Origin of the sequence: Archangium minus (assembly GCF_044360475.1) — a bacterium.
In the GTDB taxonomy this organism is placed as follows: domain Bacteria; phylum Myxococcota; class Myxococcia; order Myxococcales; family Myxococcaceae; genus Archangium; species Archangium minus.
The window spans coordinates 11,386,475-11,412,492 of record NZ_CP043494.1; the positions used below are offsets into that span (position 1 = coordinate 11,386,475).

The window sequence follows — 26,018 nt, forward strand, 5'->3', positions numbered from 1 at the left end:
CAGACCGGGGCGCGCTATGCCAATACCGCCCTACGCTGTTCCACCTCTGAACCGGAGTCCTCCGCCATGAAGCTCGGCTACGTCATTCTCTACGTCGCGAACGTGCCCGCCACCGTCGACTTCTACGAGAAGGCCTTTGGCCTGCAACGCCGCTTCCTTCACGAGAGTGGCCAGTACGCGGAGATGGAGACAGGCGCGACGGCGCTGGCCTTCGCCGCGGAGGAGATGGCGAAGGACAATGGCCTCACCGTGCGCTTCAACCGGCCGAAGGAGGACGCGGCGGCGGTGGAGGTGGCGCTCGTTACGCCGGACGTCGAGGCGGCCTACGAGCGCGCGGTGAAGTCGGGCGCCCGGGCCGCGCAGCCTCCCAAGCAGAAGCCCTGGGGGCAGACGGTGGCATACGTGAGGGACCTCGACGGAGTGCTCGTGGAGCTCTGCACGCCGATCTCCCCTTGAGTCGAGTGAAACCGGGCCTGCCCCACGCAAGCGGAGCAGGCCCACGGCCAAAGACACACGCCCCTACGGAGAGGGGCGGCGAGGCCTAGTACTCGTGCTCGAAGAGAACCTCGACGGTGACGACCTTGCGCGCCGTGTGGAACACGAGCGTGTAGAAGTCACCGAAGTTGTAGTAGTCGGGCGCGCTCATGTAGTTCCACGAGGACACGCTGACCGTGTAGTCGTTGCCGTAGGCGCCGATGTAGCTCTGGATGGCGCCCTTGAGCTCCTCGTAGTTCTTGCCCTCCAAAGCGAACTTGAACTGGGCCTGGGTGATGGTCTGACCCGCATCTCCGTAGAGATGATGGTACGACTGAGCATCAAGCCAGTCGAAGGCGGCCAGAGCGGCGTCATTCTGGGAGATGAAACCGGAGGACCTGACGTTGAAGGCCGTCACCGACAGCACGGTGCAGTAGGAGCACTGGGGCTGGAGGGTGGAGACCGTGGAGGAGAGCTGCGAGCTGAGCGGAACCTGCACCAACTCCACGGCCTGAGCGGGAGCGGCGAAGCCGAGCATGAGGGCCAGCGCGGCGAGAACAGGAACAAGACGCTTCATAGGTACCTCTGGGTTGGGGGGGAGCCCCGTTTGCCCCAGGAAACGAGACCCTTTCAAGCAACGGTTTCAAGAAGGAGCGAGGTGATCGGGCCCGCGCTGAGACCCAGGGCCTCTTCCACCCCACCGGACGGCTCGCATACCGTCGCGATATGGCGGACTTCGACCTGGTGGTGATTGGCTCGGGCCCCGCGGGCGAGAAGGGTGCGCTGCATGCGGCCCTGCACGGCAAGCGGGTGGCGGTGGTGGAGCGTGAACCGGTGCCCGGAGGCACGGCGGCCAACACAGGCACCCTGCCTTCCAAGACTTTGAGAGAGACAGCGCTGTACCTCTCGGGCTTTCGCCAGCGAGGCCTGTTCGGCGTGGAGACGACGCTGCGCCGCGAGGCCACCGTCTCCGACTTCCTCTACCGCGAGCGCCGGGTGAAGGGGATGGAGCGCCAGCGGATCCTCGAGGACCTGAAGCGCCACGGAGTGGAGTTGGTGTACGGCAAGGGCGCGCTGGAGGACGCGCGCACGGTGGTGGTGCGCCGCGAGGGCGAGCCGGAGCGGCGGCTGACGGCGGACGTCATCCTGGTGGCCACCGGCTCCTCGCCCTTTCGTCCGCCGATGTACCCCTTCGGGGACCCGCGGGTGCACGACTCGGACGAGCTGCTGGAGCTCACCGAGCTGCCCAACACGCTGGTAGTGGTGGGCGCGGGCGTCATCGGCTGCGAGTACGCGTGCATGTTCGCCGCGCTGGGCATTCAGGTGACGCTGGTGGAGCCCAAGCCGGAGCTGCTGTCCTTCCTGGACGATGAGATCTCCGCGCTGCTCCAACAGCGCATGGAGAAGCTCGGCGTGCGGATGAGGCTGGGGCGGACGGTGGAGGCAGTGGAGGTTCCGCCGGAGCCACGAGCGCCCATCCGGCTGACACTGAAGGATGGAGAGCGGCTGGAGACGGACCAGGTGTTGGTCGCCTCGGGGCGCTCGGCGAACACGACGGGGCTGGGCCTGGAGGCCGTGGGCGTGAAGCTGGGCACTCGCGGACAGGTGGAGGTGGGGCCCGAGTATCAAACGGCGGTGCCCGGCATCTACGCAGTGGGAGACGTGATCGGGTTCCCCGCGCTGGCGTCCACGTCCATGGAGCAGGCGCGCATCGCGGTGATGCATGCCTTCCAGCTCGGGGCGCCCAACCGGATAGCGCCGGTGCTGCCCTACGGCATCTACACCATCCCCGAGGTGTCCATGGCGGGCGAGACGGAGGAGTCGCTCCGGGCCAGAGACATCCCCTACGTGGTGGGCCGCGCCGCCTTCTCCACCAACCCGCGCGGGCAGATCATCGGCGAGGCCCACGGGCTGCTGAAGCTGCTCTTCCGCCGCGAGGATCTGCGACTGTTAGGCGTACACGTGCTGGGCGAGCAGGCCTCGGAGCTGGTGCACGTGGGGCTGATGGCGCTGATGACGGGCGCCAACGCACGCATCTTCGTGGAGACGTGCTTCAACTACCCCACCCTCTCCGAGGCCTATAAGACGGCCACCTACGACGCCATGGACAAGGTCAGGACGCCTCCCGCCCGTTGAGCGCGTGGAAAAAGAAAACGCGCGCGAGCCTTTCAGGGGCTCACGCGCGTTTCGACACCAGGAACTAACTCAGACTCAGACGGCCTTCAGCCGGGAGGAGCCGGCCGGGCCAGACGCCGCCTCGCGCAGGAGGTCCTTCTTGTCGGTGCGCTCCCAGGTGAACTCCTTCTCAGCGCGGCCGAAGTGACCGTACGCGGCGGTCTTCTGGTAGATGGGCCGCAGCAGGTCCAGGTGCTCGGTGATCTCACGCGGCTTGAGGCCGAACGTGTGCTTGATGGCCTGGACGATCTTCTCCTCGGGCACGGTGGCCGTGCCGAAGGTCTCCACCAGCACGCTCACGGGCTCAGCCACGCCGATGGCGTAGGACACCTGCACCTCGCAGCGACGCGCGAGGCCGGCGGCCACCACGTTCTTGGCGATGTACCGGCCCATGTACGCGGCCGAGCGGTCCACCTTGGACGGGTCCTTACCCGAGAAGGCGCCGCCACCGTGACGGCCCATGCCGCCGTAGGTGTCCACGATGATCTTCCGGCCCGTGACGCCCGAGTCGCCCATAGGGCCACCGATGACGAAGCGGCCGGTGGGGTTGATGTAGATCTTCGTCTTGGCGTCGATGAGCTTCTTGGGCAGCGCCTTGGCGATGACGTCCTCGCGGATCGCCTCGTGGATCTTCTTGTTGGTCACCTCGTCCGAGTGCTGCGTGGACACGACGACCGCGTCGATGCGGACCGGGCGGCCGTTGCGGTACTCGACGGTGACCTGGCTCTTGCCGTCCGGGCGCAGCCAGTCGTGCGTCTTGCGGCGCACGTCCGCCAGGCGCTTGGTGAGCGCGTGGGCGTAGTGGATGGGGGCCGGCATGAACTCCGGCGTCTCGTCGCAGGCGAAGCCGAACATCATGCCCTGGTCGCCGGCGCCCTGCTCCTTCTTGTTGTCCACGCCACGAGCGATGTCCTGGCTCTGGCCCTCGATGGCCACCATGACGCCGCAGGTGTTGCCGTCATAGCCCATGGAGCTGTCGGTGTACCCGATGCGGCAGATGGTGCTGCGCACGATCTTCGGGATGTCGACGTAACAGTTGGTGGTCACCTCGCCGGCGACAATGGCCAGACCCGTCTTCACCAGGGTCTCCACGGCCACGCGGCCCTGGGGATCCTTGGCGAGGATGGCGTCCAGCACGCCGTCGGAGATCTGATCGGCGATCTTGTCCGGGTGCCCTTCAGTGACGGATTCAGAGGTGAACAGGTAGTCGGTCGGCATGTCTTCTTGGGTGTGGGTGACTTGCACCACAGTGGCTAGAAACGCAGGCACACTAGACGCTGGGCTCTAAAGGAGTCAAACCCGGAAGTACCCCAGAAAATTGCACCGGGCCCCACCTGGCAGGCAGCCCGCCCCCTGCGCTCCCCATTGGGTACCTCGTGAATTTCACGCGCCTCCGTCCGTTCCTCTGGGCTACAGAAACAGCCCTCTCCCCAAGGAAGGATTTGAATGAACGCCCGCCTCCGTCCTCTTGCTCTGCTGGCCACCCTCGCGCTCGCCCTGCCGGCGTTTGCCGCGCCCAACGAAACGGTAGCCAAGCCGGTGAAGACCGTCGTCCAGTCCGTGCGCTACAGCAAGGATGACCTGGCCCTCAAGCAACTGGCCAACGAGGAGCAGGGTCGCTTCCTCCTCGGCGAGGACTGGGAGAAGGGCACCGAGGCCCAGCGCAAGGAGTTCACCAAGCTCTTCAACAGCCTCTTCGCGAAGATTGCCTTCCCGAAGGTGCGCGAGAACTTCAAGAACCTCGCGTCCATCACCTACGAGGATCCGGTGGTGGAGGGTGACACGGCGAAGGTGAAGTCCGTCATCGTCATCGAGCACCCGATGAAGAAGCAGGAGATGAAGCTCCTGTACTCCCTGGTGAAGGCGCAGGGCGCCTGGAAGGTGCTGGATGTGGCGGTGCTCGGCGACTCGATGCTCACCGGCATCCGCGATGACCAGGTCCGGCCCATCATGAAGCAGGGTGGCTGGGAGCACCTGCTGACGCTGATGCGCCAGAAGGACGCCGAGCTGTCCAAGAAGTAACCGAGGAGCGGGCTCCGAAAGCAGGCGGCCAGGCGTCGGCAGGCGAAGACGGTTGGACACGCGCGGACATCGGTGGAGACTGCGACCGATGTCCGCCTCCCTCCTGCAGTCAGCCCCCCTGCGAGAAGGGCGCTCCTCCCGAGAGGTGGACGCCTTCTGCGTCGAGTTCGCCCCGAGGGCCCCAGGCCACCCCGCCGTCAGGGATTTACAGCGGCTCCTGGCCGACGTGCCCGAAGAGGGCCTCGAAGCCCGGCTGGAGTGGGTGGAGCGATGTGTCGCCTGGCTGCGCGATCCCAAGCCCGCGTTGGGGTTGGTGGAGCCGGTCGAACCCGAGGCTCCCGCCTCCGTCACACGTCTGGCCCTGTTGGTACGCGTGCTAGAGGCCCGGGCCTCGGCCCGTGAGCCCGTGGCCGCGCTGGTGCGCGAGGTGATGTCCGGTACGAGCGGGTTGAGGCTCTTCTCCCAGGTGGGCCTACCCGCCAGACAGGGCTTCTTCAGCGAGGTATCGGACCGGCTTGCCCGCCACTTGCTGCCCTCGCCGCCTGAGAACCACCAGCTCTCGGAGCTATTGCTGCGTCTCTTTCCCGAGCCCGGAGACGCAGCCTGGTTGGAGACGCTGCCGCCGGAGCAGCTCGCCCGGCTCTCCGCGCTCATAGAGGGAAGTGACTCCCCCGCCACGCGAGCGCCAGAGGTGGTGGTGCGCACCGACCTGGTGGACGCCCTGGGCCAGCTCTCCGTGCAGACGGCGGCCCTGGGACTCGCCGAGGACATCCGGGAGCGATGTCCGGAAGTGTCCTTCCGCGCCTCACCCTTCCTGAAGCTGCGCCGGGTGTGCGAGGGCGTGCAGGCCCGCGATGCCTCACCGGACTCGCTGCGGGAGCTGGGCGACGTGGTGGAGGAGTGCCGGCAGGTGGTGGCCATCGTCTCCAGCCACCTCGAGCAGTACGGAGTGAGCGTGGACCTGGTGTACCGGCTGGAGCGCATCCGCCGGAGCCTGGAGCGTATGGAGGCTATCGCGCGGGTGCTGGGCGCAACACCGGGCGAGGCGTGTTGGAGGGAGGGCGTCGCGCTCGTGGCGGATCTGGTGCGCCAAACCCACGCAGACCAATCGATACGGGCGCTGGTGGCGAGAAATGCGCGGCTGCTGGCGCGCAAGGTCATCGAGCGCGCGGGCCACTCGGGCGAGCACTACATCTCCACCACGCGAGCCGAGTACCACCACCTGGTGCACTCGGCGGCGGGAGGCGGGCTCATCATCGCCTTCACCGCCATTCTCAAGCTGTACGTGGTCACGCTCGCGCTGGCGCCCTTCTTCTACGGGCTGGCACTGGCGGGAAACTACGTGGTCAGCTTCCTGATGATGCAGGTGACGGGCTCCACGCTGGCCACCAAGCAGCCCTCCATGACGGCGGCCACGCTCGGGAGCGCCATCGGCCAGGGCGGCACAGCCGGGCGGCTCTCACGCCTCCTGGAGCTCATTCCCCGCCTCACCCGCTCGCAGCTCGCCACGGCGCTCGGGAACATGGGCACTGTGCTTCCAGCGGCAGTGGGGCTCTCCATGGCCTTCGCCTGGTGGAAGGGACGCCCCCTGCTCAACCAGGCCCAGGCCCACTACGTGGTGGACGCGCTGCACCCCTGGCACAGCGGCACCGTCTTCTACGCCGCGCTGACGGGCGTGCTGCTGTGGATGTCCAGCCTGGTGGCGGGGTGGCTGGAGAACTGGGCGGTCTACCGTCGCATCCCCGAAGCGCTTGCCCATCACCGGGCGCTGCGTCGCGTGCTGGGCGACTCCGGGGCGAAGAAGTTGTCGGACATCTTCGCGAACCACATCGCCGGCCTGGGGGGCAACGTGAGCATCGGCGTGCTGCTGGCGCTGCCTCCCCTGGTAGGGGCCTTCTTCGGGCTGCCGCTGGACGTGCGCCACGTGACCCTGTCCTTCGGGCAGCTGTGCCTGGCTGGGTACGCGCTGGGCCCCGAGGCCCTGCTGCGCCCGGACTTCCTCGCGGCGCTGGCAGGCATCGGCATCACCCTGGCCATCAACTTCGGGGTGTCCTTCTCCCTGGCCCTCGGGGTGGCCCTGCGCGCCCGGGACGTGCCCCTGACTGACGCAGTGCGCCTGATTCGACTGATGGCCGCCCGGTTCGTGAGGGAGCCCCGCGCCTTCCTGCTCCCACCTCGGGAGTGAGGCGTCGGATCCAACCTGGCTGAAACTCAGGGCAGCCGGGCAGGCGGGGGCTCGCGCCACGCTTCAGGCGAGCGCGGTTCTCCGATAGGGTCCGCGCCGAATGAGTGACTCGACCCACAAGCCGCCGCGCCTTGCTCTCGCCTATGCCAGCCTGCTGGTCCGCCGACCCGGGCTTGTCCTCCTCGCGCTGCTCGCGCTGTTCGGCGTGTCGCTGTGGGGAACCACGAAGCTGACCATCAACTCCAACCAGCTCGACCTCATCTCGCAGGAGCTGCCCGAGGTGAAGGAGGTCAAGCGCGTCATCGACATGGTCGGTGGCAGCGGCTACCTCATGCTGGCGCTGCGCGCCGACAGCGAGCCCACGCTCAAGAAGGTCGCCGACGACATCGCGGCGAAGCTGCTGGCGGACAAGGAGCACGTCCGCTTCATCACCTACAAGGTGCCGGTCGAGTTCGTGCAGCAGAACATGGCCCTCTTCATCAAGACGGAGGACCTGCTCGAGGGCAAGACCCGCATCATGGCGTGGCTCAAGGATCAGCTGCGCCGCAACAATCCCTTCTTCATTGAGATTCAGAAGACCGAGCCGGTGAAGCTCGAGCTGACGGACCTCATCAACAAGTACAGCAGCGTCGGCAAGAAGAGCATCCGGGACGACTACTACATCTCCCAGGACCGCAAGATGATGCTCATCCTCATCAAGCCGATGTGGGACTCCAACCAGCTCGGCAAGACGAAGGACTTCGTGGAGCACCTGCGCAAGGAGCTCGCGGCCTACTCCAAGAGCGAGCAGTCCGGCGGCGTGGAGGTGGTGGAGGACTACGAGAAGATGGGCAACGACAAGCTCGTGGCCTACGGCTTCACCGGCTCCTACAAGACGGCGGTGGATGACTCGTACGCCATCGAGGAGTCGCTCCAGCCGGTGTCCCTGCTCGCCTTCGCGGCCATCTTCTTCATCACCATCCTGGCCTTCCGTAAGTGGGTGCCCACCATCATCGTGTCCATCGGCACGGTCATCGGCACCGTCGTCACCATGGGCTTCACCTACGTCACCGTGGGCGAGCTCAACATGATCACCAGCATCCTCGGCGGCCTGCTGCTGGGCTTCGGCATCGACTACGGCATCCACTTCATCTTCCGCACGCGGCTGGAGCTGGGCCAGGGCAAGCCCTATGACCAGGCCATCCAGGACGCGGTGGTGAACGCGGGCCGGCCGGCGCTGGTGTCCGCGGTGGTGACGTCGGGCTCGTTCTTCGTGCTGATGATCAGCGAGTTCCGCGGGTTCAGCCAGTTCGGCTTCCTGGCCGGCTGCGGCACCTTCATCATCGGCGTGCTGCTCTTCGCCTGGAGCCCGGCGCTGCTGGCGCTGCTGGGCCGCATCAACCCCGAGCTGCCCAAGAAGCTCATCGGCGAGATGAAGCCGCCCGCCACGCAGAACGTCAACACGGGCAAGGAGCTGCGCATCCCGCGGCCCGGCCTGATGCTCGCGGTGAGCACCGTCATCGTGGGCTTCATGTGCGCCTTCGCCATTCCCTGGAGCGACGTGGACGTGCCCACGGACCGCCCCGCGACCCTGGCGGAGCGCATCAAGGCCGGCATCCGCTTCAACTACAACAGCCGCGCCCTCATCCCCGAGGGCCAGCCGTCGGTGAAGCTGCAGGATGAGATCACCGAGCGCTTCGACATCTCCAGCGATCCCATCGCCGTCTACACGAAGACGCTGGAAGAGGCGAAGGCCGTCTACGACGAGCTCACCGACCCGAAGAACAAGGAGAAGTACTCCGCCATCGACCAGGTGGTGAGCATCTACACCTTCGTCCCACCGGCGGAGACGGCCACGGCCAACGCGAAGATCCTCGCCGACTGGAAGGAAGAGCTGAAGGACATCGACGTGGCGGCGCTGCCTCCGGAGGCCCAGGACAAGGCGGCCCTCTTCATGAAGATGCTGGAGGCGAAGCCCTTCGACGTGCACGGCGTGCCGGACATCTACGCCTCGCAGTTCCGCCACCTGCCGGAGACAAAGCCGGAGAACCACGGCTTCCTGACGTTCATCTACCCGGCCGTGGACCTGTGGGACGGCAAGAAGATGCTCACCTTCGTGGACCAGACGAGCCGCATCCCCACCCCCGAGGTGAAGGACGCCACGGGCAAGGTGCTCTCCCCCGCGATGGAGCGGCGGGCCGCTGGCGCCGCGCCCCTGTTCGCGCGGCTGGCGCGCATCGTGCTCTCCGATGGTCAGCTGACGGTGCTCCTGGTGACGCTGTGGATCCTGGTGATGCACTACCTGGACTTCCGCAACGTGAAGCTGGCGCTGGCCTCCGTCATCCCGCTCACGGTGGGTCTGGCGATGATGCTGGGCATCATGACGCTGTCGGACCTGCACCTGAACTTCATGAACATCATCATCCTGCCCATCCTGCTGGGCTTCGGGGTGAGCCACGGCCTCTACCTGCTACACCGCTTCCTGGAGGGCACCTCGCCCGTGGTGGCGCTGCGCAGCGTGGGCGCCGCGGTGGCCTCGTCCACGCTGACGACGGCCGCGGGCTTCGCCGCCCTGCTGGTGGCCAGCCACAACGGCCTGAAGTCCATGGGCATCATGGCGTGCATCGGACTCATCACCACGCTGGTGGTGTCCTTCACGGTGCTCGCCGCGGTGATGCAGGTGATGTGGGACCGACTGCCGAGCAAGCTGAAGAGCGGCGTGGTGCACACGCCTGCCCAGCAGCCCTCCGACAAGTCCAAGTCCGAGGCGGCCTGAACAACAACGGCCTGACACGCCTCGAGACGGTGTGTCAGGCCGAGCCCGTGGCCTTGCGCCAGGCTCCGAGCAGGTGGTCGACGACCTCCTGCAACCCCACGCCCTTCGTCACCTGGGTGAAGACGAAGGGCCCGTCGCCGCGCATCTTCCGCGCGTCGCGCTCCATCACCGACAGGTCCGCGCCCACGTGCGGCGCCAGGTCCGTCTTGTTGATGACCAGCAGGTCCGACTGGGTGATGCCCGGCCCACCCTTGCGCGGCACCTTGTCCCCACCCGCCACGTCGATGACGTAGACGGTGTAGTCCGCCAGCTCGCGACTGTACTGCGCCGCCAGGTTGTCGCCCCCGCTCTCCACGATGAGCAGCTGCGGCTTGAGCTCCTCCATCAGCTCCTCGAGCGCCACCAGGTTGTGGCTGATGTCCTCGCGGATGGCCGCATGCGGGCACCCGCCTGTCTCCACCGCCTTGATGCGCTCGGGCGAGAGCGCCTTGTTGCGCACCAGGAACTCGGCGTCCTCCTTGGTGAAGATGTCGTTGGTCACCACGCCCAGCCGGTAGTTGTCCCTCAGCGCCCGGCACAGCGCTAGCACCAGCGCCGTCTTCCCACTCCCCACGGGCCCGCCGATGCCGATGGTGAAGGAGCGCTCCTTGAAGTCGCGGCGCTTGGGCTCCTCACGCTCGTGGAAGTGCCCCGGGTGGTCCCACTCCTCATGCGTGTGGTCGTGGTCTTCATCGTGGCCGTGGCCGCGGTGGTCGTCGTGCATGGTTCACCTCAAGAGAGAAAGAGTCGCGAGTAGAGCCGGTCGTGCGTGGAGCCGAGCAGATCCATCAACGGTGATGTCTGGGCCAGCGACTCCACGCCCAGCCCGGCGCAGGCCTCGAACACCTCGTCCAGCAACGGAGCACACTGGTGCTGGAGCTGGTGGGACTCGTGCGTGCCCACGATGCCCATCCGCACCGCCGCGGACAGCGCGCCCCTCAAGGTGAGGGACAGGTGGAGCTGCTGCGCATCGGACAGCCCCACGTCCAGCGCGCGCAGCACCGCGCCGAAGAGCGGTGAATGGTGGTAGCGCAACCCCGCCGCCCGAGCGGACTGCCGCAGCGGCCCCACGGGCTCGGGGAAGATGCGCGCGCACGTGTCCAGGAAGGCCCGCCCCTGAGTGCGGCTCGCCCGGTTGGCCACGTGGTTGGTGAGGAACGCCTCCGCGCGAGCATCCAGCGTCTCCAGCGAGGAGGGCTCGCGCCAGGCCTCGCTCAGCAGCGGCAGCGCGCCGTGCCCCGCCTGCCAGAGCAGCTCCCGGACGAAGCGCTCCAGCCCCTCGCGGCCACGCACCTCGCCCTGCTGCACCGCCGCCTCCAACCCCCCCGAGTGCGCGAAGCCCCCGGTGGGGAAGCCAGAATCGGCCAGTTGCAGCACCCTCCACGGGTAGCCCATGGGCCCGTTCCTCAGAACAGCGAGTAGCGCTGCGCCAACGGCAGCCGGACGGCGGGCTCGCAGACGAGCAGCTCGCCATCCGCGCGCACCTCGTACGTCTCGGGATCCACCGTGAGGGCGGGCAGTGCGTCGTTGAGCTTCATGTCGCGCTTGCCGAGTCCCCGGCACCGGCGCACCCCGGAGAGCTGCTTGGACAACCCCAGGCTCCGCACCATCCCATCCGCCAGCGCCCGCCCCGATACGAAGGCGATGCTCGTGGCACCCAGCGCCCGCCCCCGCGCCCCGAACATCGGCCGCATGTAATAGGGCTGCGGCGTGGGGATGGACGCTCCCGGGTCTCCCATCTGTCCCCAGGCGATGAAGCCGCCCTTGAGCACCAACTCCGGACGCAGGCCGAAGAAGGCGGGCCGCCACAGCACCAGGTCCGCCAGCTTCCCCACCTCCACCGAGCCCACCTCGTGCACCAGGCCGTGGGCGATGGCCGGGTTGATGGTGTACTTGGCCACGTAGCGGCGGATGCGCAGGTTGTCGTTGTCCCCGCGCTCCTCGCGCAGCCGGCCGCGCTGCTCGCGCATCTTGTGCGCCGTCTGCCACGTGCGGGTGATGACCTCGCCCACCCGACCCATCGCCTGGCTGTCCGAGGACATCATGCTGATGGCGCCCAGGTCGTGCAGGATGTCCTCCGCGGCAATGGTGCTTCCGCGGATGCGGCTCTCGGCGAAGGCCACGTCCTCGGGAATCTCCCGGTCCAGGTGGTGACACACCATGAGCATGTCCAGGTGCTCATCCAGCGTGTTCACCGTGTACGGACGCGTGGGGTTCGTCGAGCTGGGCAGCACGTTGGGCTGGCCGCACACCCGGATGATGTCCGGGGCATGTCCACCGCCTGCGCCCTCCGAGTGGTAGGTGTGGATGGTGCGGCCCTTGAAGGCGGCCATGGAGTCATCCACGAAGCCGGACTCGTTCAGCGTGTCCGTGTGGATGGTGACCTGCACGTCCTCGCCCTCGGCCACTGACAAGCAGGTGTCGATGGCGGCCGGCGTGGTGCCCCAGTCCTCGTGCAGCTTCAGGCCGATGGCCCCCGCGGCGATCTGCTCCAGCAGGCCCTCGGGACGCGAGGTGTTGCCCTTGCCGGTGAGGCCGATGTTGAGCGGCAGCGAGTCCGTGGCCTCCAGCATGCGCCGGATGTTCCACGCGCCCGGCGTGCAGGTGGTGGCGTTGGTGCCCGTGGCCGGCCCCGTGCCTCCACCCACCCAGCTGGTGATGCCGCTGGCGATCGCCTCGTCCGCCTGCTGCGGGCAGATGAAGTGGATGTGCGAGTCGATGCCGCCCGCCGTGACGATGAGCCCCTCGCCCGCGATGGCCTCGGTGGTGACGCCCACCACCATGCCCGGCGTCACACCCGCCATCACGTCCGGGTTGCCCGCCTTGCCGATGCCGGCGATGCGCCCGCCCTTGATGCCGATGTCCGCCTTGTAGATGCCCGTCCAGTCGACGATGAGCGCGTTGGTGATGACGCAGTCCAAGGCCTCGGCGTCACCCACTCCGGCCTTCTGGCCCATGCCCTCGCGCAGCACCTTGCCGCCGCCGAACTTGCACTCGTCTCCGTAGACGGTGAGGTCCTTCTCCACCTCGGCCAGCAGCCCCGTGTCCCCCAGCCGGACGCGGTCGCCCGTGGTGGGACCGAACATGTCCGCGTAGTGACGGCGATCCATCTTCCGGCTCATGCGCCCTCCTCGTGTCCGAAGCCCCGCGCGGCCGCCTGGGCCAGGGCACGTTGCTGGTTCTCTGGAGACACCGGCCCGGAGCCCAATGCGTTACCGCCCTGAACCACCCGAGCCCCGGCGATGGCCACCAGCGACACCGTCTTCTTCTCCCCGGGCTCGAAGCGCACCGCCGTGCCCGCCGGGATGTTCAGCCGCCGCCCGTACGCCTTGGCCCGGTCGAAGACGAGCGCGCGGTTCGTCTCGAAAAAGGGATAGTGGCTGCCCACCTGCACCGGACGGTCTCCCCGGTTGGTGACCTCCACGGTGACGGCGTCGCGGCCCTCGTTGAGCACCAGCTCGCCCGGCTGCACGAGCACCTCGCCCGGCCGTACCGCCTCTTGTTGAGGGGTCCGCGAGAAGCGCTCCAGCGGCGGCACGGGGAGGAAGCTGCCGTAGAGCGCCAGCGACAGGTCGCCGTGCTCGGCCTCGATGGGGTGATGCACCGTCACCAGCTTCGAGCCGTCCGGAAAGGTGCCCTCCACCTGCACCTCCGCCACCATCTCCGGCACGCCTTCCATGACCTGCGCGCGCCCCAGGAACTTCCGTCCCAGGTCCATCAGCTCGGCCACGCTCCGGCCGTCGCGAATGAGCTCGAGCAGTTGGGTAGCGATGAGGGCCACTGCCTCGGGGTAGTTGAGCCTCAACCCCCTCGCCAGGCGCTTCTGGGCCAGGAAGCCCGCGCCGTGAAGCAGCAGCTTGTCGATATCCCGCGGCGACAGATGCATGCACCCTCCGGGTGATCCCCGTCCAAGCCGGAGCCGGGCGGTTCGAACCACCCTAGCGCGATGCGTCATCCACTGCCAGAACTGCCAGACTTCACCCCCTGCGGGTCCAGGGGTCATCCCCGAGCAGGCCGGGGAGGAAGGACAGCCATTCGCGGGCGGTGCGCACGAGGGCCTCGGCGGAGGAGGCCGCGGCCCGGAGCACCAGCCCATCCGGCCCGAGCGGGCTGGCGGAGCAGACGAGCCCGGCCCGAGGGGTGACAGGCAGGGCCCCCACGTGCGCGGCGAGCGCCTCGCGGGCGGCATCCAGCGCGGGCCCCACCAGGAGCACGGTGCCGAGCGCATCGAAGCGGCCCAGCCGCTCGGGGAGCGCCCCGTGGGAGGGATCGAGCAGCCAGCGCTCATCGAGCAGGGCCCGGCCCTCGCGGTGGACGCGGAGCGTGGAGGTGTAATGCGTGAAGGCCCACCGCTCGCCGTTGGCGCTGCGGCCGGCGGTGACCAGGTCCATGAGCACGAGCGAGGCGCCTGGGGCGAGCTGGACGTCCTGGCGCTGCGCGAACCGGGCGCCCGTGAAGCACATGGTGGGGTCTGGCGCGAGCACGAGCAGCGCGCCCTCCTCCACTCGAGCAGACAGCTCGCTGCGACAGCCACGAGGTGAGCGGTAGACCCGGGTGGAGCCCTGACTCGACAGGAGCGCGGTGGCGCCTGGGGCCACCTCGATGTCCACGGTGAGGTGGTCGCCATCCACCAGTCCCCCTCCGAGCGAGCTGGTGTAGACCCAGGCGGCGTGCCCGTGGTTGCGCGGCGTCAGCAGCCTCAACGGGCTGTGCGCGCGCGCAGTGCGCACCACGGTGCGAGGACCCACGCGCTCGAAGGCGAGCCGCGCGTCCCCTGCGCGGTGGGCCCGAACCACTCCAAGGGGCTGTCCGTGCTCGCCAAGAATCATCATGGGAACACAAGACTGCCGCACACGTGGAATGGATGCCATCTTCCGATAGGCAACGCTCGTGGGCTCGCACTACTGGCCCACTCCTGGCTCCGGCTCGTTACAGTACTGGGGTGCCCACTTCAGCCAACGCGTCCATCCTGGCGATCGATCTCGGAACCTCGGCCGTCAAGCTGGCGGTCGTCACCCTTCGGGGGAAGATCCTCGGCGGCGATGTCGAACCCATTGAGCTCGAGCTGCTGCCCGACGGCGGCGCCGAGCAGGATCCCGAATCCTGGTGGACCGCCATCATCCGTGGCACCCGCCGCATGCTGGACAAGGGAGTCATCTCCGCCGAGGACATCATCGGCATCAACGTCAGCTCCCAGTGGTCCGGCACCGTCGCCGTCGACGAGCGCGGCAAGCCTCTGCGGCCTGCCATCATCTGGATGGACTCGCGCGGGGCGCCCCACGTCCGGCGCGTCGCCAACGGCCTCATCCCCATCGAGGGCTACGGCCTCGCCCGCCTGCTCACCTGGGTGCGGCTGACCGGCGGGGCGCCCACCCTCTCGGGGAAGGACCCGCTCGGCCACATCCTCTACCTCCAGAGCGAGCACCCCGAGATCTACCGCAACACCTACAAGTTCCTCGAGCCCAAGGACTTTCTCAACCTGCGGCTCAGTGGCCGCTTCGCGTCCTCCTACGACTCCATCACCCTGCACTGGGTCACCGACAACCGGGACCTCAAGCGCATCACCTATGACGAGCGCCTGCTGCAGATGACGGGCATGCCGCGCGAGAAGCTGCCGGACCTGGTGCCCGCGGCGACCGTGCTCGGCCCCCTGCAACCCGAGGCGGCCCGCGCTCTGGGGTTGAGCGACAAGGTCCAGGTCATCACCGGCGCCCCGGACATCCTCGCGGCCGCCGTGGGCTCGGGCGCGGTGCGCGACCACGAGCCCCACCTGTGCATCGGCACGTCCTCCTGGCTGAGCTGCCATGTGCCCTACAAGAAAACGGACGTCCTGCACCAGATGGGCACCCTGCCCTCGGCGCTGCCAGGCCGCTACCTGCTCAGCAACGAGCAGGAGTCCGCTGGCATCTGCCTGTCCTTCCTCAAGGACAACATCCTCTTCGGCCACGAGGAGCTCTCAAACAACAGCACCGACCAGGAGTCGGTGGACCTCTACAAGGTCCTCGAGAAGGAGGCTGAGCGCGTGCCCCCCGGGAGCGACCGGCTCATCTTCATGCCCTGGCTCAACGGCGAGCGCAGCCCGGTGGACGACCAGCGGCTGCGCGGCGGCTTCTTCAACCAGTCCCTCAAGACGACGCGCGGACACATGGTGCGCGCCGTGCTGGAGGGCGTGGCCTACAACTCGCGCTGGCTCTTCACCTACGTGGAGAAGTTCGTCGGCCGCAGGCTGGACTCCATCCGCATCATCGGTGGAGGCGCCCGCTCGAAGCTGTGGTGCCAGACCGTGGCGGACGTGCTGGACCGGCGCATCCTCCAGGTGGACGAGCCCGTGCTGGCCAACGCGCGAGGCGCGGCGTTCCAGGCGGCGGTGGCGCTCGGACACCTCACCGTGGACGAGATTCCCTCGCTCGTCCCCATCGCCAACACCTTTGAGCCCAACCCGAAGAACCGCGGTCTCTACGACGAGCTCTTCCGTGAGTTCGTGAACCTCTACAAGTGCAACAAGGCCATTTTCGCGCGGCTCAACCGCGCCCGGAGCGCCTGACATGAAGAACGAAATGAATGCGCCAGGACAGCCTCAGGAGCGAAAGAACACCATGGACCTGCCCGAGCTCGGAACGAGCCTCCTCAACCGCGTACCGCCCCGGCTGCTCTCGACGGCGGAGCGCTACCTCAAGAACATCCCCCTGCTGCGCAACCGGCTGGAGAAGGAAACGGATTCGATGCTGGCCGAGCTGGAGGGTGACCTGAAGCCCTACCGGGGCCAGACCCGCACCTTCGACCATCTGCCGGCCAAGGGGCTCTCGCGCGAGGAGGTGCTGCGCGAGATGAACCAGATGAAGGACAAGGAAGAGGACCGGTGGAAGGACGGCCTCGTGTCGGGGGCCGTATACCACGGTGCCGACGAGCACATCGACTTCCTCAACCGCGTGTATGCCATCAACTCGCAGAGCAACCCGCTGCACGCGGACCTCTGGCCGAGCGCCACCAAGTTCGAAGCCGAGGTGGTGGCCATGACGGCGAACATGCTCGGCGCCGCCGAGGCCAACGCGGGCCGCGCCCCGGACGAGCACATCTGCGGCTCCCTCTCGTCGGGTGGCACCGAGAGCATCATGCTCGCCATCAAGACGTACCGGGATTGGGCGCGCGAGACGAAGGGCATCACCCGGCCGGAGATGGTGGCGCCCTCCAGCGCGCACCCCGCCTTTGACAAGGCCGCGCACTACTTCGGCGTCAAGATGGTCCGCGTGCCCGTGGGGCCGGACTACCGCGCCGACGTGAAGGCCACGCGCAAGGCCATCAACCGCAACACCATTGTGCTCATCGGCTCGGCGCCGGGGTTCCCCCACGGCGTCATCGATCCCATCGCGGAGCTGTCGGAGCTGGCGCGCAAGCGGGGCATCGGCTTCCACACCGACGCGTGTCTGGGTGGCTTCGTGCTGCCCTGGGCGCGCAAGCTGGGCTACTCGGTGCCGGACTTCGACTTCCGGCTGCCCGGAGTCACGTCCATGTCCGCGGACACGCACAAGTTCGGCTATGCCGCCAAGGGCACGTCCGTGGTGCTGTACCGAGGCACGGAGCTGCGCTCGCACCAGTACTTCACCGCCACCGAGTGGCCCGGCGGCATCTACTTCTCGCCCACCTTCTCCGGCAGCCGGCCCGGCGCCCTCATCGCCGCGGCCTGGGCGTCGCTGGTCTCCATCGGCGAGGAGGGTTACCTGGATGCCACCCGCCGCATCCTGGAGGCGGCCGACACCATCAAGCGCGGCATCCGCTCCATTCCCGGCATGCACGTGCTCGGCGACCCGCTCTTCGTCATCGCCTTCGGCTCGAGCGACGTGGACATCTACAAGGTCATGGAGCGGATGGGCGCGAAGGGCTGGAGCCTCAACGGTCTGCACAAGCCCGCCGCGGTGCACCTGTGCGTCACCCAGCGTCACACGCAGCCCGGCGTGGCCGAGCGCTTCCTCGAGGACCTGAAGGCCGCCGTCGAGCACGTACGCGCCAACCCGAGCGAGAAGGGCACCATGGCACCCGTCTACGGTATGGCGGGCACGGTTCCCTTCCGGGGGCTGATCAGCGACCTGCTCAAAAAGTACATGGACCTGCTCTATAAGGTCTGACGTATCCGGGGCGGGCTTGTCACGAAAGTGTCACAAGCCCGCCCGACAAGCGCCATACAGTCCGCGCCGCATGCCGCACATCCTGATCGTTGACGACGAACCGGACCTCGCGGAACTACTGGCATACAACCTCGGGAGGGCCGGCTTCGCCATCACCCTGGCATACACTGGGGAGGAGGCCCTCGCGCGGGTGCGCACCTCCGCTCCAGACCTCATCCTGCTCGACCTGATGTTGCCCGACATCGATGGGGCCGACCTGTACCGTCAGCTCCGGGCGGACCCGGCCACGAGCCACCTGCGCATCCTGGTGCTCTCAGCCCGTCCGGATGCCCACAGTCGGGTCAGTGGGGTGGAGATCCTCCTCAAACCTTTCAAGGTACAAGAAGTGGTCGCGAGGGTAAGCGCCCTGGTCCAGGTCCCTGCTGTCCCCCCCGAGCAGGCCATCTTTCGTGCTGGCACTTATCCCCAGGTGTTGTAGTCACGCCCCGGAAACGGACGGGTCACGGCGGTGTCACGTCCGCCAGGAGAAGCACGATGCTCGAGAAGCTGATGCCCAAGTCGGACGAGTTCTTCGACGACTTTGATGCCCAGTGTGCCGTCACCGTGGAGGGCGCGCGCATGCTGCACGCCCTGCTGAGTGACTACCGGGACGTGGCCACCAAGGTGCAGGCCCTCAAGGAGGTGGAGCACAAGGGCGACGAGGTGACGCACACCGCCTTCAACCGGCTGCACAAGCAGTTCATCACCCCGTTTGACCGGGCGCAGATCCACTCGCTGCTGTCGCGCATCGACGACGTGCTGGACCTGACCAACGCCGCGGCGGCCCGGCTGCACTACTACGAAATCCAGGAGAGCCTGCCGGACGCCACCGAGCTGGCGCGGCTGCTGGTGCTCTGCACCGAGAAGGTGCGCGAGGTGGTGGCGGCGCTGCGGCTCATCAAGAAGCCCGAGCAGATCCTCGCCGGCTGCAAGGACATCAAGAAGCTGGAGTCGCAGGCGGACGAGGCGCTGCGCTCGGGGCTGGGCCGGCTCTTCAAGAGCGGAGCGGATCCGCTGACCATCATCAAGTGGAAGGAGATCTACGACTTCATCGAGACGGCCACGGACAAGTGCCAGGACGTGGCGAACGTCATCGAAGGCGTGGTTCTGGAGCACTCCTGATGCTGCTCGCCGCTGTCATCCTGATTGTCGCCGTCGCGCTCGTCTTTGACTTCATCAACGGCTTCCACGATGCGGCCAACTCCATCGCCACGGTGGTGGGAACGCGCGTGCTGTCGCCGAACCTGGCCGTCGCGTGGGCCGCCTTCTTCAACTTCGTCGCCGCGTTCGGGGGCGGGGTGAAGGTGGCCAACACCATGGGCAAGGGCATCATCGACTTCGAGATGCTGCGGGCCGAGGGTCCGCAGGCCGTGTTGATGGTCATCTTCGCCGCCTTGATGGGCGCCATCGCCTGGAACCTGCTGACGTGGTGGTGGGGTCTGCCCTCCTCGTCCTCGCACGCGCTGGCCGGGGGAATGATTGGCGCCACGCTGCCGGTGCTTGGGTTCGCGGGGCTGGTGGGCTCGGGCATCGCGAAGATCGCCGCCTTCATCGTGCTCTCGCCGTTCATCGGCATGGTGTTCGGCACGTTGTTGATGCTGGCGAGCACCTGGACGGTGCACAAGCAGACGCCCCTGAAGGTGGACACGTGGTTCCGGCGCCTGCAGCTCGTGTCGTCCGCCATCTTCTCCTACAGCCACGGAACCAATGATGCGCAGAAGGTGATGGGCATCATCGCGGTGGTGCTCTTCGGCACCATCTGGAGGGACCGGCCCTTCCACATCGACTGGTGGGTGATCATCTCGTGCCACGCGGCCATCGCGCTGGGCACCTTCTTCGGCGGCTGGCGCATCGTGAAGACGATGGGCCACAGCCTCACGAAGCTGGCGCCTATTGGTGGCTTCGCGGCGGAGACGGGTGGAGGTGTCACCATCATCGCGCTGGCGAAGCTGGGCATCCCCGTGTCCACCACGCACACCATCACGGGCGCCATCGTGGGCGTGGGCTCCACGAAGGGCTGGCGCGCGGTGAAGTGGGGCGTGGCCGGCCGCATCATCTGGGCGTGGGTGTTCACCATCCCCGCCTCGGCGCTCATGGCGGTGCTTGTCTACGGGCTGTCCAAGCTGGTGGTGATGGCCGTCGGGTGAGCAGTCCTCGCGAGGGAGTGCGCTCCACCCCCTCGCGTGGTGTAGAAACGGGCGCCCCTGTCCCGTGCCGGGTGCAGGGCCGGAGAGGAAACCCGACCATGAATCGACTCGCGCTCGTCCTGGGACTCGTGCTGCTCGCCGGCTGCTCCGCTGTGAAGCACAGCCGCGTCCGCCCTGACTACGAGACCGTGGACAAGACCCAGGTCAAACGGCTCGTCGTGGTCACCCAGCCCCTCCCCGACGGCAAGAAGGAAGTCGGCGAGCTGTGGAGTCTCATCGCCCGCCGCTACGTCAACCAGAACCGCGACTTCATCGCCAGGTCCAACGTCGCCATCGACGGCAACCCCGAGGACACCTCCTTCAAGGGCCTGTGCGTCGATAACTTCGAGGGCGTCCTCTGGCTCTCCCCCGATGTGAAGCGCACTGGCAAGGGTGTGGAGGCCTCCGTGAAGGCCCAGCTGCTGCGCTGCCGCGATGGTCAGGAAGTCTGGGCCGCGGAGTCCGCCGGCAGCTGGCCCTCCGAGGACGAGCGCTACAAGGAGCTCAACGTCCAGTACACCAGTGAGCTCGGCCCCGAGGTCACTCCCTACGTCGCGCCCTCCTTCCGTCTGCTGAGCGCCACCCTCGACACCCTCCCCCGTCCGACGCTCAATGACGCCGAGGTCGAGGAGAAGATCGAGCTCGGGGAGTAGGCTCGCATGTTGGACCAGAGCACTGCCCTCGTCCGGCTCATCATCGCCTTCGGGCTGGGGTTCGCACTCGGCTTCGAGCGCGAGCTACGAGGGCAGGATGCCGGTCTGCGCACCCATATCCTCGTCTGCCTCGGCTCCTGTCTCTTCACGCTGTGCAGCCTCCTCGTCGAGCAGCCGCTCGAGGCCAACCTGCACCATCAGGAGGTCCGCGCCGACGTCACCCGCATCGCCAGCCAGGTCGTCGTCGGCATTGGCTTCCTCGGCGGCGGCGCCATCCTCCGCCACGGCGCCTCCGTGAAGGGGCTTACGACTGCCGCCAACCTCTGGCTCACCGCCTCGGTGGGCCTTGCCGTCGGCATTGGTTTTCCCCTGCTCGCCGCTGCTGCCACGGGACTCGCCCTGGTGGCGCTCGCTGGACTGCGTCTGCTCGAGCACGGCATCCGCCGCTACCGCAAGCAACATGGCGTCGTCCCAGATAGGGACCTCTCCACACGGGGGCACTCGGAGAACAGTGAGGACGCGGAGAAGCCTCGGAAATAGGTAGACCCTCACCCCGTCCCTCTCCCAGAGGGAGAGGGGTGGATGCTCACGCCAGGTCCGAGAGGCGCCGGTCCATCTCCGTGCGGATGTAGCGCTCGATCTCCTCCGCCGTCGTCAGGTCCATCGCCGCATCGAGCATCCGCTGCGCATCCTCCCGGCTCGATTGCCGGATGATGCTCTTCACCGTCGGAATCTGCCCCGCCGTCATCGACAGCTCGTCGAAGCCCAACGCCAACAACACCAGCGCGTAGACGGGATCTCCCGCCATCTCTCCGCACATGGCGACGGGAATCCCCGCCTCCTTCGCCGCCGTCACGATGTTCTTCAACGAGCGCAGCACCGACAAGTGGAGGGGCTTGTACAGGTACGCCACGTCCCGGTTCTGCCGGTCGATCGCCAGCGAGTATTGGATGAGGTCGTTCGTCCCCACCGAGAAGAAGTCGGCCTCCTGTGCCAGTCGGTCGGCAATGAGGGCTGCGCTCGGCGTCTCCACCATGATGCCCACTTGGAAGCGCTTGCCGAGCGGAACGCCCGCGCGCCCCAGCTCCGTGCGGCATGCCTCCAGCTCGCTCCGGGCCTCGCGCAGCTCGCTCATGCCGCAGATGAGCGGGAACATCATCCGCATGTTGCCGTGCACGCTCGCCCGCAGCAGCGCTCGCAGCTGCACCCGGAACAGCTCCCGGTTGGCCAGGCAGTAGCGGATGGCCCGCAGCCCCATCGCTGGGTTGGGCTCCTTCTCGTGCTTGCCCTTCCCCGGCACCTTGTCCCCGCCCAGGTCCAGCGTGCGGATGGTCACGGGCCGGTTGCCCATGGCCTCCAGCACCTGCCGGTACGCCCGGTACTGCTCCTCCTCACCCGGCGGGCTCTTGCGGTCCAGGAACATGAACTCGGTGCGGTACAGGCCAATGCCCTCCGCTCCGTGCGACAGCAGCGACTGAATCTCCTCCGGGAACTCGATGTTTCCCACCAGGCGGATGCGGAAGCCGTCCGTGCTCTGCGCGGGCAGGTCCTTGGCTTCCAGCGCCTTCGCCTCGAACTCCTGGTGCCGGCGCATCGTCTCGTGGAAGAGCGCCAGCTGGTCCTCCGTCGGGTTCACCAGGATAAGACCCCGCGTCCCGTCCAGGGCCACCAGGTCTCCCGGAGAAATCTGCTCGCTGGCGCGCCCCGCCCCCACCACCGCCGGCGTGGAGCGAGCGCGTGCGACAATGGCGGTGTGGCTCGTCTGGCCTCCCAGGTCCGTGACGAAGCCCGCCACCCGCCCGCTGCGCGCCATCAGCGCCGCGTCCGCCGGCGACAGGTCGTGCGACACCACCACCGCGTGGTCCGGCAGCACCACCTCCTCGTCCACCACCTGCCCCATCAGGTTGCGCACCACCCGGTCCGCCACGTACTCCACGTCCGAGCGCCGCTCGCGGAAGTACTCGTCCGGAATGTTGTCGAAGAGGTGCTTGAGCTTGCGCGCCACCCGCCGCACCGCCCACTCCGCGTTGATGCGGTCCTCCACGATGAGCCGGTTCACCTCGTCCACGAACATCGGGTCGTGGAGCATCAACCGGTGCGCCTCGAGGATGAGGGCGTGCTCGGGGCCCTCCGTCTTCGAAATCTGATCCTTCAGGTCGGAGAGCTGGCGGTCGGACAGGTCCAACGCCGTCTTCATCCGCATGCGCTCGGGATCGACCTCGGCCTCCGCCAGCCGCAGCTTGGGAGTCCGCACCCGCTTGCGGTCCAGGATGTAGGCGTGACCCACCGCCACGCCGGGGGAGGCGCCGATGCCCTTGAGGTTCAACGTGGGGGTGGCCTGGCTGCTCACGGTTCCTTCTTCTTCCGCGGCCTCTCGCCGCGCGCTTGGCTTCACTTCGACTCGCCAAACCTATTGGCGATGAGCTTCTGGATGTCCTGGAGGCACGCCTCGGCGTCCTCGCCCTTGCACGTCACCGTCACCTGCATGCCCTGCGCCGCCGCCAGCATCAGCACACCCATGATGGATTTGGCGTTGGCCTTCTGGCCCTCGCACATGAGCGACACCTCGCTCTTGTAGCGATTGGCCACCTGGACCAGCTGTGCCGCTGCCCGGGCATGCAGCCCGAGCGCGTTGATGATCTCGAATGTCCCTTCGGCCATGCTCGACATTGCCAGTCCCTGTTCTCCCCTCTTCTTCTACAAGAAGGCCCCCGCCGCACAGGCCAGTCCCGCGGCGAGATAGAGCACCACGTAGTTAGGAACCCGACGGGCGACCAAGAGGTAGGACACCACCCCCAGGGCCAAACAGCCCAGGGACAACAGGGGCGCATACCGACCCCCCGCGTTGGACCCGAAGGTGGCGGCCAACCAGGCCGCCAGTCCGCCCGCACACGCCGCCGCCACCGACCGCAACTTCGCTCCCCGAGTGGGGAGGTTGGCTCGCGCCACTGCCTCCACCAGCCTGTCGCCCAACGACAGGCCCAGCAAGTACAGCCGGGCCCGGAGCGTCAGGTGGACGAGGTTGTAGAGGACAAGAAAGAGCACCGCCGCCCACGCGGCCAGTACGGGCACCAGCGCCGCGCACACCGCGCCCGTGGCCGGCTTGAGCGACAGCCAGAAGAAGCCGTCGCCCAGCGCCGCCAGGGGGCCCATGAGAGCAGCCTTGAAGGCCACCACCCTGTCCGGCGGCTCCTCGCCCCGGGCCACGCGCTGCTCGTGGTAGAGCACGCCGCCCACAATGGCCGCCGCTACGTAGGGGTGGGTGTTGAAGAAGACGAGGTGCCGGCGTACCGCCTCCTCCAGCGCCTGCTTCTCTGGGTAGAGCTTCTCCAGCGCCGGGTAGATGGCGTAGGCCAGCCCCAGGTTCTGCATGCCCTGCGGATTCCACGAGGCCTGCAGGAAGAGCGAGCGCAGGAAGACGCGCAGCAGCACTCCGCGGGTGAGGGGCGGGGTGGCGAGGCTCACAGCCGCTCCTTCAACGTGAACAGCACCACGGCCAGGCTGACGGCCACGGCCCCCAGGCCCGCGAAGAAGGGGGCGCGCCGGGCATGGCTGCCCCGCGCGGCGATGGAGGCTGCCACCGAGGCCATGGCCGGGTAGGCCCAGGCCAGTCCCCGCAGCATCGGCAGCGGCAGCTGCTCCAACAGCGGCCCGATGAAGAAGCCCGCCAGCGCGCACGCGGACGTAATCGTCCCGAAGAGGACGAAGTGCGGCCACATGCCCCACAGGTTCTGCCGCATCGCTCGGGTGAGCTGACCTGACTCGGCCGAGCTCATGGCCTTGCGAGCCAGCCGCGCCGAGTAGCGCTCCAGCGCCCGGTCCACCAACTGCCCCACCCGGCCCAGTCCCACGAAGAGGAGCACGGCCAGTGACCAGAGGGCCGGTGTGGAGCCCGCGCCAGTGGCTGCCGCCATGGTGGCCGCCGCCGCCGAGGTGCCGGTGGCCGACAGCGTATCGTTATCCGGCAGCGAGGCGCCGAGGTTGGCCGTCCCCAGGTGGAAGAGCTCCAGCAACATGCCCACGAAGAGCCCCGAGGGCACGTCGTTGAGCAGCATCCCCATGGCCGTGGCGGCCACCAGCGGCCGGGAGAACATGGCCTGGAGGAAGGCCTTGCGCTCCACCGCGACGAGGCCACCCCAGACGCCAGCAAGAGCCACCTGGGTCCAGCCCACGCTCACGGGCTCACCCCGCCTTTCCCCAGCGCTCTTGCAGCTCCGTCAGCTCCACCGGCTTCTCCGACGGGACCGCTCGCGCCTCTACCCGCCCGCCCTCGGCCGCCAGCCGCTGCAACGCCTGCAGCTCCGACTCGGCCAGGAAGACGGACGGCGACACCTGCCGCCGGCCCGTCCCGAAGTGCACGTTGCCCAGGTTGAGCTGATCCACCTTCAGCCCGTGCGCCTGGGCGAAGGGCACCGCCGCCACGTCCCGCAGCAGCACCAGCGTCTTCACGGGGTCCTTGGAGATGGCCGCGAAGTCCACCTGCGCCAGAGGGAGGATCTGCACCTCAATGGCGCTCTGCACCGCCAGGGCCATGGCGGCACGCACCAGCGGGCTCGAGGCGGCTTCATCGTCAGCGACGACGACGCGCGAGACCTTCAGATGCGGCAGCCAGGCCTCGACGACCTGTCCATGAATGAGGCGGTTGTCGACGCGGACCAGAGTGATCACGGCAGTCTCGAATCGCCCACCCTCGGGGGGCCGTCAAGTTCGCGGCACGGCCTGCTGACGCTGCTGGGCCTCGCGCAACAGGGCTGAAGCACAGGTGATGTTGCGCTGACCATAGGACGCCAACTGGCTGGCCATCTCCGAAAGCGGCATCTCCTCGGAACGCAGGGAGTTCGCCTTCAAGAGCATGGGAAGGTTCACGCCTGCGAGCACCTCCAACTTGCCCGACTCGCAGCGCTCCGAACACATCATCAGCGACTCCTTACACGGAGTTCCACCGAAGAGGTCGGCCATGACGATGACCCCCTCGCCCTGATCCACGCCGGTCACCGCCTGCCGCATCTTCGCCCGGAGATCCTCCACCGAGGTCCCAGGCTCGATGTTGCAGGTCGCCACCGCGGGCAGCTTGCCTACGATCTGCTCGGCGGTCGCCACCAGCTCGTCCGCCAGACGTCCGTGCGATGCCACTACGAGGCCGACCATGATCTCACCTCTCACCAGCCCCCCAGGGCTGCCTGACTACGCCTGAATGGTGCGATGCGCAACCCCCGCCGAAAGTTTCCGCTGGCACCCAAGCTCGCTCCCTACCCTCGCCCACCTTCCCTTCCTGAAGGAAGGTAAGGCAGGTCCGGGCTCTCCGCTCGAAATTTCACCTACGAACGGACAATGGGCTGTCGGCTGCCAGACGAGGAAGCGTCGACC

Annotated in this window: 25 protein-coding genes; 12 read left to right on the forward strand and 13 right to left on the reverse strand. The window is 67.7% G+C overall.

What is annotated here, in order from left to right:
• Nucleotides 1–66 precede the first annotated feature (66 nt).
• The gene (locus tag F0U60_RS46555; RefSeq protein WP_395810227.1) at nucleotides 67–456 is read left to right on the forward strand and encodes a VOC family protein; all 390 of its coding nucleotides are present in this window, start codon (nucleotides 67–69) and stop codon (nucleotides 454–456) included.
• An 85-nt stretch (nucleotides 457–541) separates the two neighbouring features.
• Here F0U60_RS46555 and F0U60_RS46560 read toward each other — a convergent pair whose 3' ends face one another.
• Nucleotides 542–1,051: a hypothetical protein gene (locus F0U60_RS46560; protein ID WP_395810229.1), complete on the reverse strand. Its 510-nt coding sequence runs from the start codon at nucleotides 1,049–1,051 to the stop codon at nucleotides 542–544.
• Between the two features lie 149 nt (nucleotides 1,052–1,200).
• Here F0U60_RS46560 and sthA point away from each other — a divergent pair, with 149 nt between their 5' ends.
• A complete protein-coding gene (sthA, locus tag F0U60_RS46565; RefSeq protein ID WP_395810231.1) occupies nucleotides 1,201–2,610 on the forward strand; it encodes a Si-specific NAD(P)(+) transhydrogenase in 1,410 nt (469 codons plus the stop codon).
• Nucleotides 2,611–2,685: 75 nt separating this feature from the next.
• On the opposite strand, the gene metK is transcribed toward sthA, so the two are convergent.
• Nucleotides 2,686–3,867, reverse strand: coding sequence for a methionine adenosyltransferase (gene metK / locus F0U60_RS46570; RefSeq protein WP_395810233.1), 1,182 nt, complete (start codon nucleotides 3,865–3,867; stop codon nucleotides 2,686–2,688).
• 228 nt (nucleotides 3,868–4,095) lie between these two features.
• Between metK and F0U60_RS46575 the strand changes: the two genes are divergently transcribed.
• From F0U60_RS46575 to F0U60_RS46585, 3 genes are all read left to right on the forward strand, one after another.
• Nucleotides 4,096–4,671: an ABC transporter substrate-binding protein gene (locus tag F0U60_RS46575; RefSeq protein ID WP_395810235.1), complete on the forward strand. Its 576-nt coding sequence runs from the start codon at nucleotides 4,096–4,098 to the stop codon at nucleotides 4,669–4,671.
• Nucleotides 4,672–4,759: 88 nt separating this feature from the next.
• Entirely contained in the window at nucleotides 4,760–6,856 is a 2,097-nt protein-coding gene (locus F0U60_RS46580; RefSeq protein ID WP_395810237.1) for a site-specific recombinase, read from the forward strand.
• Nucleotides 6,857–6,956: 100 nt separating this feature from the next.
• Nucleotides 6,957–9,611 carry an RND family transporter gene (locus F0U60_RS46585; RefSeq protein WP_395810239.1) on the forward strand — a complete coding sequence of 885 codons (2,655 nt, stop codon included), beginning with the start codon at nucleotides 6,957–6,959 and terminating at the stop codon, nucleotides 9,609–9,611.
• Nucleotides 9,612–9,645: 34 nt separating this feature from the next.
• Here F0U60_RS46585 and ureG read toward each other — a convergent pair whose 3' ends face one another.
• From ureG to F0U60_RS46610, 5 genes are all read right to left on the reverse strand, one after another.
• The gene (ureG, locus tag F0U60_RS46590; protein ID WP_395810241.1) at nucleotides 9,646–10,374 is read right to left on the reverse strand and encodes an urease accessory protein UreG; all 729 of its coding nucleotides are present in this window, start codon (nucleotides 10,372–10,374) and stop codon (nucleotides 9,646–9,648) included.
• 8 nt (nucleotides 10,375–10,382) lie between these two features.
• On the reverse strand, nucleotides 10,383–11,045 hold the full coding sequence (locus F0U60_RS46595; protein WP_395810243.1) for an urease accessory protein UreF: 663 nt from the start codon (nucleotides 11,043–11,045) through the stop codon (nucleotides 10,383–10,385).
• Between the two features lie 11 nt (nucleotides 11,046–11,056).
• Nucleotides 11,057–12,772, reverse strand: a complete 1,716-nt coding sequence (gene ureC / locus F0U60_RS46600; RefSeq protein ID WP_395810245.1) for an urease subunit alpha — start codon at nucleotides 12,770–12,772, stop codon at nucleotides 11,057–11,059.
• On the reverse strand, nucleotides 12,769–13,536 hold the full coding sequence (gene ureA / locus F0U60_RS46605; protein ID WP_395810247.1) for an urease subunit gamma: 768 nt from the start codon (nucleotides 13,534–13,536) through the stop codon (nucleotides 12,769–12,771). The genes ureC and ureA overlap by 4 nt, the downstream gene beginning before the upstream one ends.
• Before the next feature lie 91 nt (nucleotides 13,537–13,627).
• Entirely contained in the window at nucleotides 13,628–14,482 is an 855-nt protein-coding gene (locus F0U60_RS46610) for an urease accessory protein UreD (RefSeq protein ID WP_395810249.1), read from the reverse strand.
• A gap of 110 nt (nucleotides 14,483–14,592) precedes the next feature.
• On the opposite strand from F0U60_RS46610, the gene F0U60_RS46615 reads away from it, so the two are divergent.
• The 7 genes from F0U60_RS46615 (at nucleotide 14,593) to F0U60_RS46645 (ending at nucleotide 21,191) form a co-directional block, all read left to right on the forward strand.
• Nucleotides 14,593–16,194: an FGGY-family carbohydrate kinase gene (locus tag F0U60_RS46615; RefSeq protein WP_395810251.1), complete on the forward strand. Its 1,602-nt coding sequence runs from the start codon at nucleotides 14,593–14,595 to the stop codon at nucleotides 16,192–16,194.
• A 52-nt stretch (nucleotides 16,195–16,246) separates the two neighbouring features.
• Complete coding sequence (locus F0U60_RS46620) at nucleotides 16,247–17,773, forward strand: pyridoxal phosphate-dependent decarboxylase family protein (RefSeq protein ID WP_395825741.1); 1,527 nt, start codon at nucleotides 16,247–16,249, stop codon at nucleotides 17,771–17,773.
• Nucleotides 17,774–17,843: 70 nt separating this feature from the next.
• The gene (locus tag F0U60_RS46625) at nucleotides 17,844–18,251 is read left to right on the forward strand and encodes a response regulator transcription factor (protein WP_395810253.1); all 408 of its coding nucleotides are present in this window, start codon (nucleotides 17,844–17,846) and stop codon (nucleotides 18,249–18,251) included.
• A gap of 56 nt (nucleotides 18,252–18,307) precedes the next feature.
• Nucleotides 18,308–18,934: a DUF47 domain-containing protein gene (locus tag F0U60_RS46630; protein WP_395810255.1), complete on the forward strand. Its 627-nt coding sequence runs from the start codon at nucleotides 18,308–18,310 to the stop codon at nucleotides 18,932–18,934.
• Nucleotides 18,934–19,959 (forward strand): anion permease, encoded by a 1,026-nt coding sequence (locus F0U60_RS46635; RefSeq protein WP_395810257.1) that lies wholly within the window; start codon nucleotides 18,934–18,936, stop codon nucleotides 19,957–19,959. The genes F0U60_RS46630 and F0U60_RS46635 overlap by 1 nt, the downstream gene beginning before the upstream one ends.
• Before the next feature lie 98 nt (nucleotides 19,960–20,057).
• Nucleotides 20,058–20,651 carry an MXAN_6521/LA_1396 family lipoprotein gene (locus tag F0U60_RS46640; RefSeq protein ID WP_395810259.1) on the forward strand — a complete coding sequence of 198 codons (594 nt, stop codon included), beginning with the start codon at nucleotides 20,058–20,060 and terminating at the stop codon, nucleotides 20,649–20,651.
• A gap of 6 nt (nucleotides 20,652–20,657) precedes the next feature.
• Nucleotides 20,658–21,191, forward strand: coding sequence for an MgtC/SapB family protein (locus F0U60_RS46645; RefSeq protein WP_395810261.1), 534 nt, complete (start codon nucleotides 20,658–20,660; stop codon nucleotides 21,189–21,191).
• 46 nt (nucleotides 21,192–21,237) lie between these two features.
• On the opposite strand, the gene ptsP is transcribed toward F0U60_RS46645, so the two are convergent.
• Genes ptsP through F0U60_RS46675 form a run of 6 tightly spaced genes read right to left on the reverse strand, consistent with a single transcriptional unit; the run spans nucleotide 21,238 to nucleotide 25,799 of the window.
• Nucleotides 21,238–23,001 (reverse strand): phosphoenolpyruvate--protein phosphotransferase, encoded by a 1,764-nt coding sequence (gene ptsP, locus F0U60_RS46650; RefSeq protein ID WP_395810263.1) that lies wholly within the window; start codon nucleotides 22,999–23,001, stop codon nucleotides 21,238–21,240.
• Nucleotides 23,002–23,042: 41 nt separating this feature from the next.
• Nucleotides 23,043–23,321: an HPr family phosphocarrier protein gene (locus F0U60_RS46655; RefSeq protein WP_395810265.1), complete on the reverse strand. Its 279-nt coding sequence runs from the start codon at nucleotides 23,319–23,321 to the stop codon at nucleotides 23,043–23,045.
• 27 nt (nucleotides 23,322–23,348) lie between these two features.
• A complete protein-coding gene (locus F0U60_RS46660) occupies nucleotides 23,349–24,116 on the reverse strand; it encodes a PTS system mannose/fructose/sorbose family transporter subunit IID (RefSeq protein WP_395810267.1) in 768 nt (255 codons plus the stop codon).
• Entirely contained in the window at nucleotides 24,113–24,829 is a 717-nt protein-coding gene (locus F0U60_RS46665; protein ID WP_395810269.1) for a PTS sugar transporter subunit IIC, read from the reverse strand. The genes F0U60_RS46660 and F0U60_RS46665 overlap by 4 nt, the downstream gene beginning before the upstream one ends.
• A 4-nt stretch (nucleotides 24,830–24,833) precedes the next feature.
• Nucleotides 24,834–25,319, reverse strand: a complete 486-nt coding sequence (locus tag F0U60_RS46670) for a PTS system mannose/fructose/N-acetylgalactosamine-transporter subunit IIB (RefSeq protein WP_395810271.1) — start codon at nucleotides 25,317–25,319, stop codon at nucleotides 24,834–24,836.
• A gap of 33 nt (nucleotides 25,320–25,352) precedes the next feature.
• Nucleotides 25,353–25,799, reverse strand: coding sequence for a PTS sugar transporter subunit IIA (locus F0U60_RS46675; RefSeq protein WP_395810273.1), 447 nt, complete (start codon nucleotides 25,797–25,799; stop codon nucleotides 25,353–25,355).
• Between the last annotated feature and the right edge of the window lie 219 nt (nucleotides 25,800–26,018).